This window comes from Candidatus Liberibacter brunswickensis (assembly GCF_036858155.1).
GTDB classification, from domain to species: Bacteria; Pseudomonadota; Alphaproteobacteria; order Rhizobiales; family Rhizobiaceae; genus Liberibacter; species Liberibacter brunswickensis.
Map to the genome: position 1 here is coordinate 65,612 of NZ_JAAEJX010000007.1, position 16,384 is coordinate 81,995.

Sequence of the window (16,384 nt, forward strand, 5' to 3'; positions counted from 1 at the left end):
AAATTATTTAAATTTATTTTATAACTGTCAAATCCAACCCATTAATTCACGACGTGTTATTTTTTCTAAAAGATTCATTCCTAAATCGCTGCTATTAAGACAAGGAATGTGTGTGAATTTTTCTCCACCAGACTTCACAAAGATTTCTTCTACTTCATGTACAATTTCATAACTTGTTTCAAGACAATCTGAAGAAAAGCCAGGAGTAATAATCGCTATGCGTTTAACACCATTAAGTGCTAGTTCTTCAACTGTTTTATCTGTAGGAGGTTCAAGGCATTTAACCTTTCCAAAATGTGATTGGAAACATATTTTAAAACGATCATCTGGCCAATTCAGTTCTTCTTTAAGAAGTCGTGCGCTTTTACGGCAATGACATCCATATGGATCTCCTTGTAATATATAAGAAATTGGCATTTGGTGAAATGAAACTAGAATAATTTCTGGATTCCATTGTATAGATTCAAAATGTTCACTTACCGAACTTGCAAGTGTGCTAATATAACTTGGATCTTCATAATATGGAGGAACGGTTCTTAAACTAGGCATCCAGCGCATTTGCATTAATTCTTGGAAAACTTTATCTTGCGCAGTTGCAGTTGTAGCTGCTGAATATTGAGGATATAAAGGGAATACAAGAAGACGTTCGCAACCTTCTTTTTTTAGATTATTGATTACTTCCTTGATAGATGGGTTGCCATATCGCATTGCCCAATCAACAACTACGGAAGGGATATCTTCTAATCTTTTGGCTAGATTAGTAGCTTGATCTCGTGTATGAGTCCGAAGTATGCTTTCGTCTTGTAAAGTATTCCAAATTTTTGCATAGGCATGTTTTATTTTGTGAGGACGAAAGTTTAGAATATACCCAAAGAGAATAGGTCGCCACTGCCAAGATGGTAGTTCTATAACGCGTTTATCAAGGAGAAATTCCCTTAAATAACGTCTTAGGGAAAAGAAATCACATCCATCTGGTGTTCCAAGATTAACTATTAATACGCCAATTTTCCCGAATTTAATTTTAGGATGATCTTTTGGAGCAAAGGGAGATATTGTCATTATACACTTCTAGTACATATTTTTTCGCGAGTAGGGTGGCAACTATTATAAAAATTACTCTATGTTTATGACAGCATAAAATAAATCTTTTATTAGAATATTATGATATCAGGCATATAATAAAAGTTTATAGATACTATTTATTACTTATTTATGAACTATTATTGACTGAGAAGATTGATTAGAATTATCAGGAATAGATACTATACCTTTTTTAGATTCAGAAGTGGGAATTTCTTCTGACTTGGAAGGTTGTGGAGTAGGATTTTCATTAATATCGATTATATCTCTTCCTGATTTATTCTCATTATCTTCTTCTGATGTAGAAGGTGGAGTAGGACTGTCAGGAATAACGACAATATCCCTCTCTGATTTAGACATAGGCACCTCTGTTAGATGTGTACGTCGTAGATAAAACTGTTTTTTATTTTGCGCAATACAATTTATCTTATTTGGATCTAGGAATTTACATTGAATATTTTCCAAGGTATTTCGGACTAAAGAATTGAGTCTAATATCTATCTCTTTATTAAGTTTAATGCGATAATATCCTGTTGCAAGAATTATATTAGATCCATCTGTAGACATTGTTTTTAATATTCCATCTTTTTGAAAATACGATAGAATTCCGTTGTCGTCTTCCCAATAACCTTCTAAAGTTGCCTCTTGTATTTCTATGTTATCATCAATGATTGGCAAAACACCGCAGGATGCCATGGATATAAGATAAAAAACTAAAAATAAAGGGAAAAAATTCCTAGTTATCATTTTGTGGATATCTCCCTTAAATATTAAAAATACTCTGAATCTATTTTCCTTAATATTCAAAGACACATTTTCTAAAGTACTATACACATAAATTATTGTTCGTTACAATATAATCCTTGTATGAAAAATTACTTAAAAAACATCATAAGAAACGGGAAAAATAATGCATAATTCATGTTTCCGCTAATATAAGTAATATGGCCAATCATTATGCTAATCAGTAAGCAGGGAAGAAAAACTCTAAGCCACCAAGCAAATTGTTTGTTCATAAAAAAACACGTTACAATTGTAGCTACTATTACAAATACATCAACTGCTATCCAAAAATGATGAACCATTTTTTCTTCAATGATCTCCCGATAAAATGTTATACGTATCGTATTCTAATAGTTCTCATCAATAATGCAATAATTTATTGAAAAATAGTGTTGAAAATATTAATAAAGAAAAATTTTTTTATTGTATATTCAGATAAAAATGTTCAAGTAGTATCTATATATTATATTTAGCTATCATGTACTTATTTATCTTTTAAGGAGACATTTTTTTTACGACAAATTTAGCATAACATTTAAAACGTGGTATTGTTAAAGTAGTTAATATGAACTTGTTCATAGTTTTGTTTGTAAAGGTATTATAATGAAAATAGGTATTTGTCCACTTGTAGTTGGAAATTGGAAAATGCACGGAATTCGTGCATCTATCAAAGAAATAGATAAAGTTGTTAAAGGAATAGAAAGAAATCGTTGTCGTATTAATGTTGCTATATGTCCTCCAGCAACTTTAATCTATGAAGTTTTTAGTCTTTTTGAAAAATCTTCGTTGATAATCGGAGCGCAAGATTGTCATGTAGCTGAATCTGGTTCTTATACAGGTGATATTTCAGCTAGTATGTTAGCTGATTGTGGAGCTAAATTTGTAATTTTAGGACATTCTGAACGGCGTATTGGTCATCAAGAAAGCAGTCAAATCGTGCAGTCTAAAGTAAAATCTGCTTGTAATGCTGGATTATATCCCATAGTATGTGTCGGAGAAACATATGAGGATTATCTTTCTGGTAAAACCTTTGAAGTATTGCAAGAACAATTGGATTTTAGTATTCCTAGTGATTTTAAATCTTTGATTCCTGTTGTTGCGTATGAACCAATTTGGGCTATTGGTACTGGTCGTATTCCTTCTATTGCTGATCTTGAGAAAATTCATTCTTTCATTCGTAGTATTTTAGTAAATCGTTTTCTTGAAGAAGGGAAAAAGATGCGTATTTTGTACGGTGGATCAGTTAATGCTGAGAATGTAAAAGATTTTTCATTCATTGAAAATATAGATGGATTACTAGTCGGTGGAGCTAGTCTTCAGTATGAATCATTCTCGAAGATTATTGAAATTTTTGATCGTGTGTACGTTGATTCTTACCTCTAATATGTATCATTATACGTGAATAGAGGCTGTGTCTTTTAAAACTTTATGAATGGAAAATTTTAATGCATATATTTCTTATGGCTTTGCACTTGATAGTGGTTTTTATGTTGATATGCGTAATTTTAATCCAATCCTCTGATAGTAGTGATTTTGGTTCTTCTTCTGGCTTTACGTCTATTCGTAGTACTGCGCATTCTTTAGGGCGTTTTACTGTAATACTTGCTTTTCTTTTTTTTACAACCTCTATCGCATTGGGAATAACATCGCGTTATTCTTATGTAAAATCCAAAGAAAAGTTGAATAAAAATTTAGTTAACTTCACGAAAAAAAGTAGTTGATGATGTTAGTGATAAAATTATTTCCTCTGTTATTGCTAAAAATAATTCTTCTTCTAATACAAAGTAGATTAAATTTCGTATTTTTATCTATTTTACGTAAAAATTTATTTTCTTTGTTGTAACAAGATTAGAATGATAAATATTTTAAGGAGTATATGTGGTTAGGTATATTTTTATCACTGGCGGAGTAGTTTCCTCTTTAGGTAAAGGAGTAGCGGCAGCATCGTTAGGCGCATTGTTACAAGCTCGTAAATATAAAGTTCGGGTTCGTAAGCTTGATCCTTATCTTAATGCTGATCCTGGTACAATGAGTCCAGTACAACATGGTGAGGTCTTTGTTACTGATGATGGTTCTGAAACAGATCTAGATCTTGGCCATTATGAACGATTCATGGACATTAGTACTACTAGAGCAGATAATATTACTACTGGTCGTATTTACAAAAATGTAATTGATAAAGAGCGTCGAGGGGATTATCTAGGTGCAACTGTACAGGTTATTCCTCATATTACAAATGAAATAAAAGATTTTATCACTAAAGGAAATGAAGACGTAGATTTCGTAATTTGCGAGATTGGTGGAACTGTTGGTGATATTGAGGCAATGCCTTTTGTGGAAGCTATACGTCAGCTTGGAAACGAATTATTATATCATGGTAGCAGGGCTTTATATATTCATTTAACTCTCATGCCGTATATCAAGTCTTCTGGTGAACTTAAAACAAAGCCTATTCAACATTCTGTTAAGGAGCTACAGGCTCTTGGTGTACATCCAGATGTTTTATTAATACGTGTTGATCGTAATATTCCTGAAATGGAACGTCGCAAGATTTCGTTGTTTTGTAACGTACCAATGTCGGCTGTGATCCCAGCTCTTGATGTTGATGATATTTATAAAGTTCCTCTAACATATCATGATGGGGGAATGGATAGTGTCGTTTTAAGTTCTTTTGGTATTCATAATGTTCAATCTCCTCAACTAGATGATTGGAAAAGTTTTTGTGATCGTTCTTTATCTATAAAAAATGAAGTTAAAATAGCAATAGTTGGAAAATATATTCATCTTAAAGATTCTTATAGGTCTTTAATAGAAGCATTGCGTCATGGTGGTGTAGGTAATTATACAAAAGTACAGTTATCTTGGGTTGATGCGGAAATATTAGAAAAAGAAGATCCTATAAATTATTTGAATAGTGTTCATGGTATTATTGTTCCAGGAGGATTCGATAAGAGAGGTTCTGAAGGAAAAATTATTGCGATAAAATTTGCTCGTGAAAATAAAATACCTTTTTTGGGTGTTTGTTTTGGTATGCAAATGGCTGTTATTGAAGCTGCTCGTAATCTCGTAGGAATATCTAATGCTTGTTCTACTGAATTCTCTGACTCAGGAGAGCCAGTTATTGCTCTTATGAGTGAATGGATGAAAGGAGATCAGTATGAAAAGCGTTTTGTTTCTGATGATTTAGGATCAACAATGAGATTGGGATCTTATGATGTTTCCTTGAAAGAAAAAACCTTGATTTCAGATATTTATGGAGCTAATCTGATCTCAGAACGTCATAGACATCGTTATGAAGTTAATTTACATTATAAGAATAAACTAGAAGATTGTGGTTTAAAATTCTCTGGATTTTCTACAAATCATGATCTTCCTGAAGTAGTAGAATATGTAAATCATCCTTGGTTTATAGGGGTGCAGTATCATCCTGAATTGAAGAGTCGTCCTTTAAATCCTCATCCTCTTTTTATTAGTTTCATCGATGCTACTGTATCATATAGTAAAACTTCATAAATTTTAAAAAAGATTGATCTAGTTTAGTCTTCTATTAAAATGCGTAAAAAAACTATGGATTAATGGATTCTATCTTTAATTCATTGTATCTGAATTTATTATAATCCTATAAAAAAGATATATCCTCTAAATACAATTTTTCTAGCTTATATGACGATTTTTACTACATAATTTGATTTATTATGCTTTTTAAAACTTATTGAATATTTGTGTTTCTTATGCGTTTAATATTATAATTATGTTATAAACATAACATTACAAAATTTATTTTCAATTTACTAAGTTTACTTAGTAGAGATTAAAAAAATAAATAAACCATATTAATAACTAATTATATTAAAATAAAAAATATAAAAACTAATGCATTAGTGATGTAGGTAAAGTAATATCAATACATATTAAAGAATATCGTAAAAATTATTTAACTAAGAATTATATAACGTTAACTAATTTTACTTTAACTGTTCTTTATATTTTACTAATGTGGATAAATCATTTTTTCTGGTCTAACGAGAATATCATATTCTTCGGCAGAAATAATTCCACTATTAACTGCTTCTTCTTTAAGTGTAGTGCCATTGCAATGAGCTTTTTTGGCAATAATGCTTGCTTGATCGTATCCTATTTTAGATGTGAGAGATGTTACAAGCATTAAAGATCGATCTAAAGAAATCTTAATATTATCTTTCCTTGCTTGGATGCCAGATATACAATTATTAGTAAAAGACTCAACAGAGTCGCTTAAAAGTTGTATAGATTGCAAAATATTATATGCAATCATTGGTTTGTAAACATTAAGCTCAAAATGTCCTTGGCTATTAGCAAAAGTAATGGCTGCATGATTTCCAAAAATATGTGCACAAACCTGTGTAATTGCTTCACACTGAGTTGGATTAACTTTGCCAGGCATGATTGAAGATCCTGGTTCGTTTTCAGGTAGTGTCAATTCTCCTAATCCAGAACGTGGTCCAGATCCCAAAAAACGAATATCATTGGCTATTTTAAACAGAGAAGTAGCAGTTGTATTAATTGCTCCATGACAAAAAACAATAGAATCGTGAGAAGCAAGAGCTTCAAATTTATTGGGCGCTGAAACAAATGGTAAACCTGTAATATCTCGTATATTGTTAGCAATTTTTTCAGCAAATCCTACGGGAGAATTAAGACCTGTTCCAACAGCTGTCCCACCTTGAGCAATATCATAAAGGCCATCTAAAGTCATTTCTATGCGTTTAATAGAATTTTTAACTTGTGTTGCATATCCTGAAAATTCTTGTCCTAGCGTTAAAGGAGTTGCATCTTGAGTATGGGTACGTCCAATTTTTACAATATCTTGGAAATCATTGACTTTTTTTGTAAGAGCTAGATGTAGGCTTCTAAGAGTTGGAAGTAGTCTATAGACTATTCGTTCCGCACAAGCTATGTGTATCGCGGTTGGATAAGTATCGTTTGAAGATTGGCATAGGTTAACATGGTCATTAGGATGAACTGGATCTTTTGATCCCATAACTCCGCCTAGTATTTCTATTGCACGATTAGATATTACTTCGTTAACATTCATATTTGACTGTGTGCCAGATCCTGTTTGCCAAACAACTAAAGGAAAATGATCATCTAACTTGCCAGTAATAACTTCTTCGGAAGCTTTTATAATTGCTTCACCAATTCGTGAATCAATTTTTCCTAATTCCATATTAACACGTGCTGCTGCTTGTTTTATAATTCCAAGAGCACGTATGATAACAAGAGGTTGTCTCTCTCCTCCAATTTTAAAATTTTCCAGAGAACGCTGTGCTTGAGCTCCCCAGTAACGATCTTTTTTTACTTCAATGGTACCAAAACTATCTTTTTCATTACGGGTGTTAGACATTTTTTAGTTCTTTCGATTATCACAAAGATGTTACTATGAATACATGTAATTATAGATACTTTTTATTATTTCAAACAAATAATCACATATATGTTTATTTAATTGAAATTATTTGACCTATTAAAAATCAAGATCTTTATTAAATGTATTATATAATTATTTAAACTTAAAAATATTTAGTATGTTTTATTTTATGTTTTTTCCATCCTTTTTTGTCGCATTAGTACATCTATTGTCATATTATTCCCTGAGGTAACTGAAAACTCTCGCGAATATATTCGTTCTTTGTTTCGTGCTATAACAACGTAATCTCCTTCTGATAAAACCATAGAAGGAGAGGCGTTGACGCTTTCTCCAACTGTATCTCCGCTTGCTGTTAATATTGACCATGCGGTATCAGCAATAGCTTCTCCTCCTATTTCTGATACTAGTTTAAATGTTATTTTAGCGGCTCTATTTTGAATAGTAACATCAATAATTTGTCCAGCTTCTACTCTAACAATCGTGCTAACTATTGCATTATATTTTCCGTAATGAGAAGTTATTTGATAGTTGTTTGTACCTAATCGTACTAATGTTCCAGACCTTACTTTATCGGTAATCATCAATAGTTTATTATTAGAATTTGAATAAATGGAAAATGTTAGTTCATCATCTATAATTGGTGAACCAGGTTTGTATACGCTATATAAGCGTATTCCTCCTGCATTTAATATAAATACTTGTTTTTGTTGCTTCTCTTTTGGGTTAACTGTTATTCTTTTAATTAATCCAACGTGACCAAAAGAAGTGCTAATAAAATAATCTCCAGGGAAAAGATCAAATGATACTTTCCCTCCTGTTGCTTTTTTAATTACTGTTAAATTATTTTTTTTATTTGGTACGGCATCGAATATATACCAAGAAATTCCGCTATTTATCGGCGGACTATTACTAGTTAATTGTGCTTCACAAGTGATTTTTTGTGCATTTAATATTCTTTTCCCCTTTGTATTATTAGAAAATTGAGATTTTGTATGAGCGTTAGAATTTTCTGCTTTGGCATATGATAAATAGAAAAAGATCATACTACCAATGACGCTGATTATATAATAAAATAACTTAAATGATTGCATTTATTGTTTTAATTGGTTTCTAATTAGGCAATGGTTAAGAATAATTATTTTATAAGACTTTTGTCTTGTAGATAGCATATACATATAAGTACTTTTTAATCAACTAAGTTTTCCTAATTAAAACTACTGTTATTTTAAATTATTTTATTAATGATAATTTACAAATAAAAACAATACTTTTTAAAGTAAATACAAATATATTATTGTATTAAATTATATAAATAACAACTATTATATATATAATAATATATATTAAAAGTAAAAATATATTTTGTAAATTATTAATTATTATAAAATATACTTATATAACATTATAATTATATATTATATAATATAATTTTTTCTATTAATTAATTAAAGATAATAAAACTATCTATATAAATAATTTACTATAATAAATTATATTTTATATTGTATTGATATATAATTATTATTACTTATATTATTAAATATTTTTTTAGGTATTATTATGAATTTTAAAAAACATAAAAATAATATTATTCATCAATTATATATTGTTTAGAAAAACAACAATATTTCCATTTAGAAAAAGTGATATATTTTTATTGCTTTATAACATCACATTAGGATTTAAATTTGAATAATATATTATATTTTCGTTATTTTAGACTGTGGTGTTTGTTTTTTGATAATGTTATACAAGTTATCTAATTGTTTTGTATGTTATCCTTGGTAGTGTGATTGAGGTTTTTTTCGGGGAAAGAAGATGAATATATTTGATTCTCGCGCTATTTGCAGTGATTTTCCCATAAGCTCTTTCTTTGTTTTTGTGGTGCTTTACACTGTTGTATGTGCGTCTATCATAGGAACTTGGAAATACGGTATATACAAACGCCCAGCATTGGATATGATTGCTTCTATGATTTGCGGGTTACTTATGTCGCTTTTAATAATCTTATCCTTTATGGTTATGCACGATAAAAAGCTACCCTATTATGCAAACTTTACCTTCCAAAAAGAAGAAGATCGCAATGCTTAATTTTTTATAATATTAGAATAACAAAAGTATTGTTGTTCACATAAAACAACTAGTTATAAAATCTAACCTTTTTGATATAACTATAAATAAATAACACTAATAAACTTAGTTAATAATAAAATTAGTGATTTAATACATTATATTTAATATATTAACTAACCCTGTCTAACTTTAAAACGGGGGTTAAGTTTATTGATGATGTAAACCCTATTCTTACGGCGAACAACTTTATTATCACGATGACGCAACTTAAGACCTCGTAGGGAATTTCTTACCTTCACAGCAACACTCCAAATACAAAAAATACTCAAGGTAAATCTTATATATTTCTTTCGTTTTTAAGTCAATGCTTTCAATAAAAATATGTTATTTTTTGTTGTTATGGTGATAAAAAATTTGAGGTTATATCCTTTGGATAAATTTGTGTAACATGTCCCATTTTTCTTCCGGGAAGCGTTTTTAATTTTCCATAAATATGTACAAAACTAGAATCTAGATCAATCCATTGTTCGTATTTGTCAATATCAGGTCCTATTATGTTGTACATAATGCAATTTGAATGTCTATTGGTATTGCCGAGGGATAGATTAGTAATACTGCGAATATGTTGTTCAAATTGTGAGGTAGGACAAGCTGCTTCTGTCCAATGACCCGAATTATGGACTCTAGGTGCCATTTCATTAGCAATAATTTCTCCATCGGACGTTACAAAAAATTCTATACAAAGGATGCCAACATAATTTAGCTTAGTTAAAATTTTTTTCATTGCGCTATAAGCTAAATAAGATGTTCGTTTGCTAATATCAGCTGGTACTACGGATTTATGTAGTATCCCATTAATATGAGTATTTTGTATAGGATCGTAAAAGCATATAGATCCATTTAATGTTCGTGCTGCAATCATTGATATTTCACAATTAAATTTTACAAATCTTTCAAATATTAAAGGTACATTGCCAAAATATGCATATAGATTTTTAGTAGAATCTTTCTCGGTGTATAATTTTTGTCCTTTGCCATCGTATCCCATGCATCGAGTTTTCAATATGCCTTTCCCTTTAAATTTATTGATGGTTTTCTCAAGAGATTCCTGTGAATTAATTTCGTAAAAATCTACTGTGGTAAGTCCTGCTTCTTGAAAAAAAATCTTTTCATACAAACGATCTTGAGAAACTTCTATTGCTCTAGAAGAAGGATATATAGGGAGCGATGTAGAGAGATATGATATTGATTTTGCTGGAATGTTTTCAGATTCATATGTTGCATAATCGCAGATATTGGCAAATTCATTCAAGGCTTTTAAGTCATCATAATGTGCAACGATCTGCTGGTTGGAAACTTGATTTGCAGGGCAATCAGCATTGGGATCTAATATAATAACATGGAATCCCAAACGGGCGGCAGCCATTGAGAGCATTCGTGCTAATTGTCCTCCTCCAATAATGCCAATAGTTCTTATCTTCATTCTGAAACATCCTTAGGATATTCGGAGATTGATATCGTTTGTTGTGTGCGCCATTCATTTAAACGTTCGTTTAGATCTTCATCCTCAATAGCAAGAATTGATGTCGCTAATAAAGATGCATTTATTGCTCCAGCTTGCCCAATAGCCATGGTTCCTACAGGTATTCCTGCAGGCATTTGAACTATTGAAAGAAGGCTGTCTATACCTACAAGTGCTTTTGACATAATTGGAACTCCTAAAACTGGAATAGATGTCATGGATGCAATCATTCCAGGTAAGTGTGCCGCTCCACCAGCTCCGGCAATTACTAATTTGAATCCTTGGAGACGGGCATTTTTAGAAAATTCTATTAATCTGTCTGGAGTTCGATGTGCTGAAATAATTCGTGCTTCATAATCAATTCCTAACGTATCCAGCATATTGGCTGAATATTTCATGATTTTCCAATCAGATTGGCTTCCCATTATAATCGCAATAGGAGGAGCTATATTCATAAATTGTTCCTTTATACATGATGTTTCAGATAAGTATGGGATACGTTTCGTTAACAAATATCAGTCTATTATTATTTTTTTTAAATTCTATTTTTTTTTATTATATAAAATAATTTTTATCAAATTAATTTCTTTGTGCTTTTAAATAGATTGATGATTCAAATAATAATTAATGAGAATATTATGCCTTTATTTATATTATAAATATTTACATAACTCTCAAATTTATTACTGTGTAGATGTTATTACGCCAATTATTGTTTTTAACAATAATTTTATAGGTATGGCAGATTAGTCCAGCATTTTTTTATAACTTTTTTATAAGGTTAACTATGATTTCTTTAAGGATTGTATCCAGTTAAGTTTATTGATTATTGTTAGTTGCCGATTTCATATCTGATAGTGTTTTTCATGTAATATGAATATCAAAAAAATATATTGTTTTTATTAATTTAATATTAATCTATTGTTTGCGTAAAGAAGTTCTTTTATACTTGAGGTTTTATTAAGCGTTGACTATCTGTTAAGAAAGAATACGATAATCCCCTTAATGGTATAGATTACAGAGGATGCGATTGCATTTTGAATTATTTTTACTTAGATGATTACATAGAAAAGAGATCTAAAATATGTCACGTTCCGCCCTTCTTAATGTTATGGTAAGTGCTGCTTTAAAGTCAGGGAAGTCTCTATCACGTGATTTTGGAGAAGTTCAAAATTTGCAAGTTTCTCTTAAAGGATCTAGTGATTTCGTGATGAGATCTCATTCAAAATGTCAAGAAATTATTTATCAGGAGTTATCGTCTGCCCGCCCTAAGTATGGCTTTTATAGTAAGGGGAAGACATGTGATGGGCAGGATAGTATGACGCGATGGATTGTTGATCCGCTGAATGGTTATACAAATTTTTTGTATGCTATTCCACATTTTTGTATTTCCATAGCTTTGGAGCGTGATCAAGAAATAGTAGCTAGCGTTATTTTTAATCCTATTACAGATGAATTGTATACGGCTGAACGTGGTTCTGGATCTTTTTTGAATGATCGTCGTGTGCGAATTTCTTCGCGTCGTATTTTATCTAAATCTATTATTTGTTATGGTGTTTCGCATATTGATTATAGGCAAAACAGTCAGTTCCTTAATAAGTTAGGTCATATTATGAATGAGGCAGTAGGGGTTCGTAATTTGGGTTCAGAAGCTCTTGCCCTTGCATATATTGCTGCAGGTCGATTTGATGGTTTCTGTAGGCAAGGTCTTTCTAAATGGTGTGCTACCGCTTCTGGATTACTTCTTGTTCGAGAGGCAGGAGGGTTTTCAACCAATTTGCTGGGAGGGAAATTGGTTGATGAAAATAAAGGTATTCTAAGTGGGAACATGTATATTTATAAACAGCTTTTATCAATCATGAATCGCTAGTTGGCAGTGATTTTAATGCTATTATTTTTAAATTTTAATATTTGGACAATTACTTATATTGCTTCAAGAATAAGACATAGATTATAATTTTTCTTTTGCTTGATTATTTAGCATAAAGTATTCCTGTATTTTATTTTAAAAAATATTTTCTTTTAAGTATTTTTTTTCGTTTTATATTAATAAAATTATAAATTTATTTAAAAATAATTTATTAAATTATTATTTATACATAATATTAGATGGATTTTATATGTGTTTAATTTATATAATCTCGTTATTATGCTAAGTTGATTGTTGTATTTTATTATAATGATACAAATATTTCCTAAGGGAATCTATATGGTAAATATAAGTAAGCCTACGCTGAAGCCTAGGCGTCCTTTTTTTTCTTCGGGTCCATGTGCAAAGCGTCCTGGATGGTCGCTTGATTTTTTAAAAGGAGCCGTGCTCGGGCGTTCTCATCGTTGTGCCATTGGAAAAGAAAGAATCAATAAAGCGATAGAGTTGACACGTGAAGTTTTGGAGGTGCCAGAAAACTATCGTATTGCAATAGTGCCTGCCTCCGACACTGGTGCTGTTGAAATGGCATTATGGTCTTTGCTTGGTTGTCGTGGGGTTGATGTTCTCGCATGGGAAAGTTTTGGATTTGAATGGGTTTTTGATATTCGTCAGCTCCGTATTAAGGATGTTCGAGAATTTACGGCTCCTGACGGTTTATTGCCTGATTTTTCTAAAGTGGATTTTGATAGAGATGTGGTTTTTGTTTGGAATGGTACAACTTCAGGCGTTTGTGTGCCTAATTTGGAATTTATCCCTGAAAATCGAGAGGGGCTAGTTATTTGTGATGCAACTTCTGCGGTTTTTGCGCATCATATTGATTTTAGCAAACTAGATGTTTTAACTTTCTCTGCACAAAAAGTTTTAGGTGGAGAGACGGGTTTTGGGATTATTATTTTGTCTCCGCGCTCTATTGGGCGTCTTGAAAGTTATGTTCCTCCCTGGCCTTTGCCGAAAATTTTTCGTATGACTAAGGGTGGAAGGATTAAAGAAGATCTTTTTAGTGGAAAGACAATTAATACACCTTCCTTATTATGTATCGAAGATTATATCGATTCACTTCTTTGGTTAAAAAAAATAGGAGGTATTGCAGCATGTATTGAGCGTTGTAATTCAAATGCTAATGTTCTGTTTCGTTTTATTCAGGAAAATGATTGGATTGAAAATTTAGCTGTTGATTCAAGAGCTCGTTCTAATACTTCTGTTTGTATGAAGATTGTTGATCCTGATATTACGTCTTTGGATATTGATTCTCAGAGATCTTTTTGTAAGTCTATGATTTCTTTTTTAGAAAAAGAAGTAATTGCTTATGATATTGGGTCTTACCGTGAATCTTATTTGGGATTGCGTGTATGGTCTGGAATAACTATTGAAAAAGATGATTTATTGCTGTTATGTGATTGGCTAAGATGGGTTTTTTATTTTCAGAAAAGTTCTTTTTTGCGAGCTATACGTTGAATTTTTTATGATAAGATAGGATAAAGTTGTCATGATAAATTATATATTTTGCATATTCAATGAACTGTAGATTAGTTTCGCATAAATTTGTAGTATAAAATGCTTATTTATGAAAGATAGTTGGTAAAATTCATAAGAATTTGCTGGTAATTTTGTCGATAGTTAGATTAGATTATAACCTCGCAGTGCATTTTCTTCTTATATATTAAAATAGTAAGATAGTCATTGGGATAGAATGTTTAACTTGTAGAAAAAACATTATATGCATCGTACTATATAATTGGTTTTGATTATAAAATGATATTTATTAAAATTTAGGGGATATTTGTTTTTTTTAAGTATGGGTTGTTTGATTATTAATGATGTTGCGTACTCTTTTCTTGATAATATTTTAGGAAATTTATTTATTAATGTTATGATTAGTTTTTTCAAACATTTTTAGTTTAATGTTGATTGATTTTCTATAAATGTGATACCTTTATGGAGTTTTACTGTATGCGATGAAAATTTTTAGTTTTTAAAAGTTGAGGCACTAAATTGAATAGCCTAGATCTTGATAAGAATCCGAATGATACAAGGGTTGTTGTAGCTATGTCTGGAGGAGTTGATTCTTCTGTGGTTGCGGCACTTCTTAAGCGTGATGGATATGATGTAATTGGTGTTACGCTTCAGTTATACAATTCTAGTACATTGTCTAAAAGGAAGGGTTCCTGCTGTGCAGGACAAGATGTTTATGATGCTCGTCGTGTTTGTGGTTCTATAAATGTTCCTCATTATGTTTTTGATTACGAAGAGCGTTTTCGTAATGCTGTTATTGTTCCTTTTGCGAATTCATATGTTAATGGAGAAACTCCTTTGCCGTGTGTGAATTGTAACAAAACAGTTAAATTTTCGGATCTCCTCTCCGTAACTCGTCAATTAGGTGCGGATGTTTTGGCGACAGGTCATTATATACGATCTCGCTCTAATGTTGAGGATGGTGGGAAATGTCAACGTATGATGTATCGTCCAGTAGATTCAGAGCGGGATCAGAGTTATTTCTTGTTTGCTACTACGCAACAGCAGTTACATGATTTACGTTTTCCTCTTGGGGATATGAGAAAAGAAGATGTAAGAGATTTGGCGAGAGAAATTGGGTTAGAAATCGCAGATAAATCTGATAGTCAGGATATCTGTTTTATTCAAAATGGAAAATATTTTGATGTAGTAAAAAAAATGAATTCTGGTATTCCTTTAGAAGGCGATATCGTGCATTTAAATGGAAATGTTTTGGGAAAGCACAATGGTATTATAAATTATACTATAGGGCAAAGACGTGGTCTTGGTGTGTCTACTGGTGATCCTCTTTTTGTAATTAGTTTAGATAAATATAATTCTCGAGTAATTGTTGGGCCAAGAGAGGCGTTGGAAGTTCATCGCATTTATTTGCGCGAAATAAACTGGTTGGGGGATGGCACTTTTGAAGATGTAGTCACTGATGGTTTCAAGTGTTTTGTTAAAATTCGTTCTTCGCAGGATCCTGTTGCTGTTTTTGTAAAGAAAGATGATAATGGTGTATACGTAGATTTCGAAAAGCATGAGATTGGTGTTGCATCAGGTCAGGCATGCGTTTTTTACACTTCAGATACAAATGAAGCTCGTGTTTTAGGAGGCGGTATAATTAGTTGTTCTAAGCGTTCAGATGATGTAGAAAAATCTTTGATGTCTTTAAACAAAGATTTTCTTTGCAGAATATAGGGATGTTATAGCATTGCTAGTTGATGTATAATTATGTTTTACATAATATTGATAGTTTTATTATATTGATCACAACTTTTTTTCTTGATAGACTGGCAATAAATGGAGATGATATTGGCGGAGTAGCTCAGTTGGTTAGAGCAGAGGAATCATAATCCTTGTGTCGGGGGTTCAAGTCCCTTCTTCGCCACCATTGTATTTTAATAGAAATTGGAGTTTGTTTGATAATTAGTATGTGATTAACTTTTTGGTTTCTATAATTGGAATTTTTCGTTGATGCCACTAGGGTGTGATTTATATTTTATATTTTATGGCTTTATATTTGTTGAAGATGAGTTGAGATAAGGGAAATTGGTTCGATGGCGGTAAAACAGTTTATTCGTGACAAAGAGAGTCT

Annotated in this window: 14 protein-coding genes and 1 tRNA gene; 8 read left to right on the forward strand and 7 right to left on the reverse strand. The window is 31.2% G+C overall.

Translation table 11 applies throughout. The annotated features are described in order from the left end of the window. Positions 1-27: 27 nt before the first annotated feature. Positions 28-1,059 (reverse strand): ferrochelatase, encoded by a 1,032-nt coding sequence (hemH, locus tag GY664_RS02840; RefSeq protein ID WP_333947955.1) that lies wholly within the window; start codon positions 1,057-1,059, stop codon positions 28-30. A gap of 147 nt (positions 1,060-1,206) precedes the next feature. Then, on the reverse strand, positions 1,207-1,827 hold the full coding sequence (locus GY664_RS02845; RefSeq protein ID WP_333947956.1) for a hypothetical protein: 621 nt from the start codon (positions 1,825-1,827) through the stop codon (positions 1,207-1,209). A 639-nt stretch (positions 1,828-2,466) separates the two neighbouring features. Between GY664_RS02845 and tpiA the strand changes: the two genes are divergently transcribed. The 3 genes from tpiA (at position 2,467) to GY664_RS02860 (ending at position 5,376) form a co-directional block, all read left to right on the forward strand. Continuing rightward, positions 2,467-3,246, forward strand: a complete 780-nt coding sequence (tpiA, locus tag GY664_RS02850; protein WP_333947957.1) for a triose-phosphate isomerase — start codon at positions 2,467-2,469, stop codon at positions 3,244-3,246. Positions 3,247-3,308: 62 nt separating this feature from the next. Then, positions 3,309-3,584 (forward strand): preprotein translocase subunit SecG, encoded by a 276-nt coding sequence (secG, locus tag GY664_RS02855; RefSeq protein WP_333947958.1) that lies wholly within the window; start codon positions 3,309-3,311, stop codon positions 3,582-3,584. 157 nt (positions 3,585-3,741) lie between these two features. After that, on the forward strand, positions 3,742-5,376 hold the full coding sequence (locus GY664_RS02860) for a CTP synthase (RefSeq protein WP_333947959.1): 1,635 nt from the start codon (positions 3,742-3,744) through the stop codon (positions 5,374-5,376). 478 nt (positions 5,377-5,854) lie between these two features. Here the strand turns inward: GY664_RS02860 and fumC are convergent, their stop codons facing one another. Then, complete coding sequence (gene fumC / locus GY664_RS02865; RefSeq protein WP_333947960.1) at positions 5,855-7,246, reverse strand: class II fumarate hydratase; 1,392 nt, start codon at positions 7,244-7,246, stop codon at positions 5,855-5,857. A gap of 191 nt (positions 7,247-7,437) precedes the next feature. After that, positions 7,438-8,313, reverse strand: coding sequence for a hypothetical protein (locus GY664_RS02870; RefSeq protein ID WP_333947961.1), 876 nt, complete (start codon positions 8,311-8,313; stop codon positions 7,438-7,440). A 775-nt stretch (positions 8,314-9,088) separates the two neighbouring features. On the opposite strand from GY664_RS02870, the gene GY664_RS02875 reads away from it, so the two are divergent. After that, positions 9,089-9,361 carry a hypothetical protein gene (locus GY664_RS02875; RefSeq protein ID WP_333947962.1) on the forward strand — a complete coding sequence of 91 codons (273 nt, stop codon included), beginning with the start codon at positions 9,089-9,091 and terminating at the stop codon, positions 9,359-9,361. 155 nt (positions 9,362-9,516) lie between these two features. Here the strand turns inward: GY664_RS02875 and ykgO are convergent, their stop codons facing one another. The 3 genes from ykgO to purE all read right to left on the reverse strand — a co-directional run bounded on the left by ykgO (position 9,517) and on the right by purE (position 11,320). After that, the gene (gene ykgO / locus GY664_RS02880; RefSeq protein ID WP_333947963.1) at positions 9,517-9,642 is read right to left on the reverse strand and encodes a type B 50S ribosomal protein L36; all 126 of its coding nucleotides are present in this window, start codon (positions 9,640-9,642) and stop codon (positions 9,517-9,519) included. A 98-nt stretch (positions 9,643-9,740) separates the two neighbouring features. After that, a complete protein-coding gene (locus GY664_RS02885; RefSeq protein ID WP_333947964.1) occupies positions 9,741-10,826 on the reverse strand; it encodes a 5-(carboxyamino)imidazole ribonucleotide synthase in 1,086 nt (361 codons plus the stop codon). After that, positions 10,823-11,320 carry a 5-(carboxyamino)imidazole ribonucleotide mutase gene (purE, locus tag GY664_RS02890; RefSeq protein WP_333947965.1) on the reverse strand — a complete coding sequence of 166 codons (498 nt, stop codon included), beginning with the start codon at positions 11,318-11,320 and terminating at the stop codon, positions 10,823-10,825. Before purE ends, GY664_RS02885 begins: the two co-directional genes overlap by 4 nt. Before the next feature lie 629 nt (positions 11,321-11,949). On the opposite strand from purE, the gene GY664_RS02895 reads away from it, so the two are divergent. From GY664_RS02895 to GY664_RS02910, 4 genes are all read left to right on the forward strand, one after another. Continuing rightward, entirely contained in the window at positions 11,950-12,735 is a 786-nt protein-coding gene (locus tag GY664_RS02895; RefSeq protein WP_333947966.1) for an inositol monophosphatase family protein, read from the forward strand. A 339-nt stretch (positions 12,736-13,074) separates the two neighbouring features. Then, positions 13,075-14,250, forward strand: coding sequence for a phosphoserine transaminase (locus GY664_RS02900; RefSeq protein ID WP_333947967.1), 1,176 nt, complete (start codon positions 13,075-13,077; stop codon positions 14,248-14,250). A gap of 537 nt (positions 14,251-14,787) precedes the next feature. After that, positions 14,788-15,987, forward strand: coding sequence for a tRNA 2-thiouridine(34) synthase MnmA (gene mnmA, locus GY664_RS02905; protein ID WP_333947968.1), 1,200 nt, complete (start codon positions 14,788-14,790; stop codon positions 15,985-15,987). A 116-nt stretch (positions 15,988-16,103) separates the two neighbouring features. Beyond that, positions 16,104-16,180 (forward strand) — tRNA-Met (locus GY664_RS02910). Positions 16,181-16,384: the final 204 nt, after the last annotated feature.

Bases quoted from the DNA above. Each gene is read 5' to 3' on its own strand.
- purE (WP_333947965.1), bottom strand. From the start codon at position 11,320: ATGAATATAGCTCCTCCTATTGCGATTATAATGGGAAGCCAATCTGAT.
- fumC (WP_333947960.1), bottom strand. From the start codon at position 7,246: ATGTCTAACACCCGTAATGAAAAAGATAGTTTTGGTACCATTGAAGTA.
- hemH (WP_333947955.1), bottom strand. From the start codon at position 1,059: ATGACAATATCTCCCTTTGCTCCAAAAGATCATCCTAAAATTAAATTC.
- secG (WP_333947958.1), top strand. From the start codon at position 3,309: ATGCATATATTTCTTATGGCTTTGCACTTGATAGTGGTTTTTATGTTG.
- GY664_RS02900 (WP_333947967.1), top strand. From the start codon at position 13,075: ATGGTAAATATAAGTAAGCCTACGCTGAAGCCTAGGCGTCCTTTTTTT.
- GY664_RS02845 (WP_333947956.1), bottom strand. From the start codon at position 1,827: ATGATAACTAGGAATTTTTTCCCTTTATTTTTAGTTTTTTATCTTATA.
- tpiA (WP_333947957.1), top strand. From the start codon at position 2,467: ATGAAAATAGGTATTTGTCCACTTGTAGTTGGAAATTGGAAAATGCAC.
- GY664_RS02870 (WP_333947961.1), bottom strand. From the start codon at position 8,313: ATGATCTTTTTCTATTTATCATATGCCAAAGCAGAAAATTCTAACGCT.
- GY664_RS02875 (WP_333947962.1), top strand. From the start codon at position 9,089: ATGAATATATTTGATTCTCGCGCTATTTGCAGTGATTTTCCCATAAGC.
- GY664_RS02895 (WP_333947966.1), top strand. From the start codon at position 11,950: ATGTCACGTTCCGCCCTTCTTAATGTTATGGTAAGTGCTGCTTTAAAG.
- GY664_RS02885 (WP_333947964.1), bottom strand. From the start codon at position 10,826: ATGAAGATAAGAACTATTGGCATTATTGGAGGAGGACAATTAGCACGA.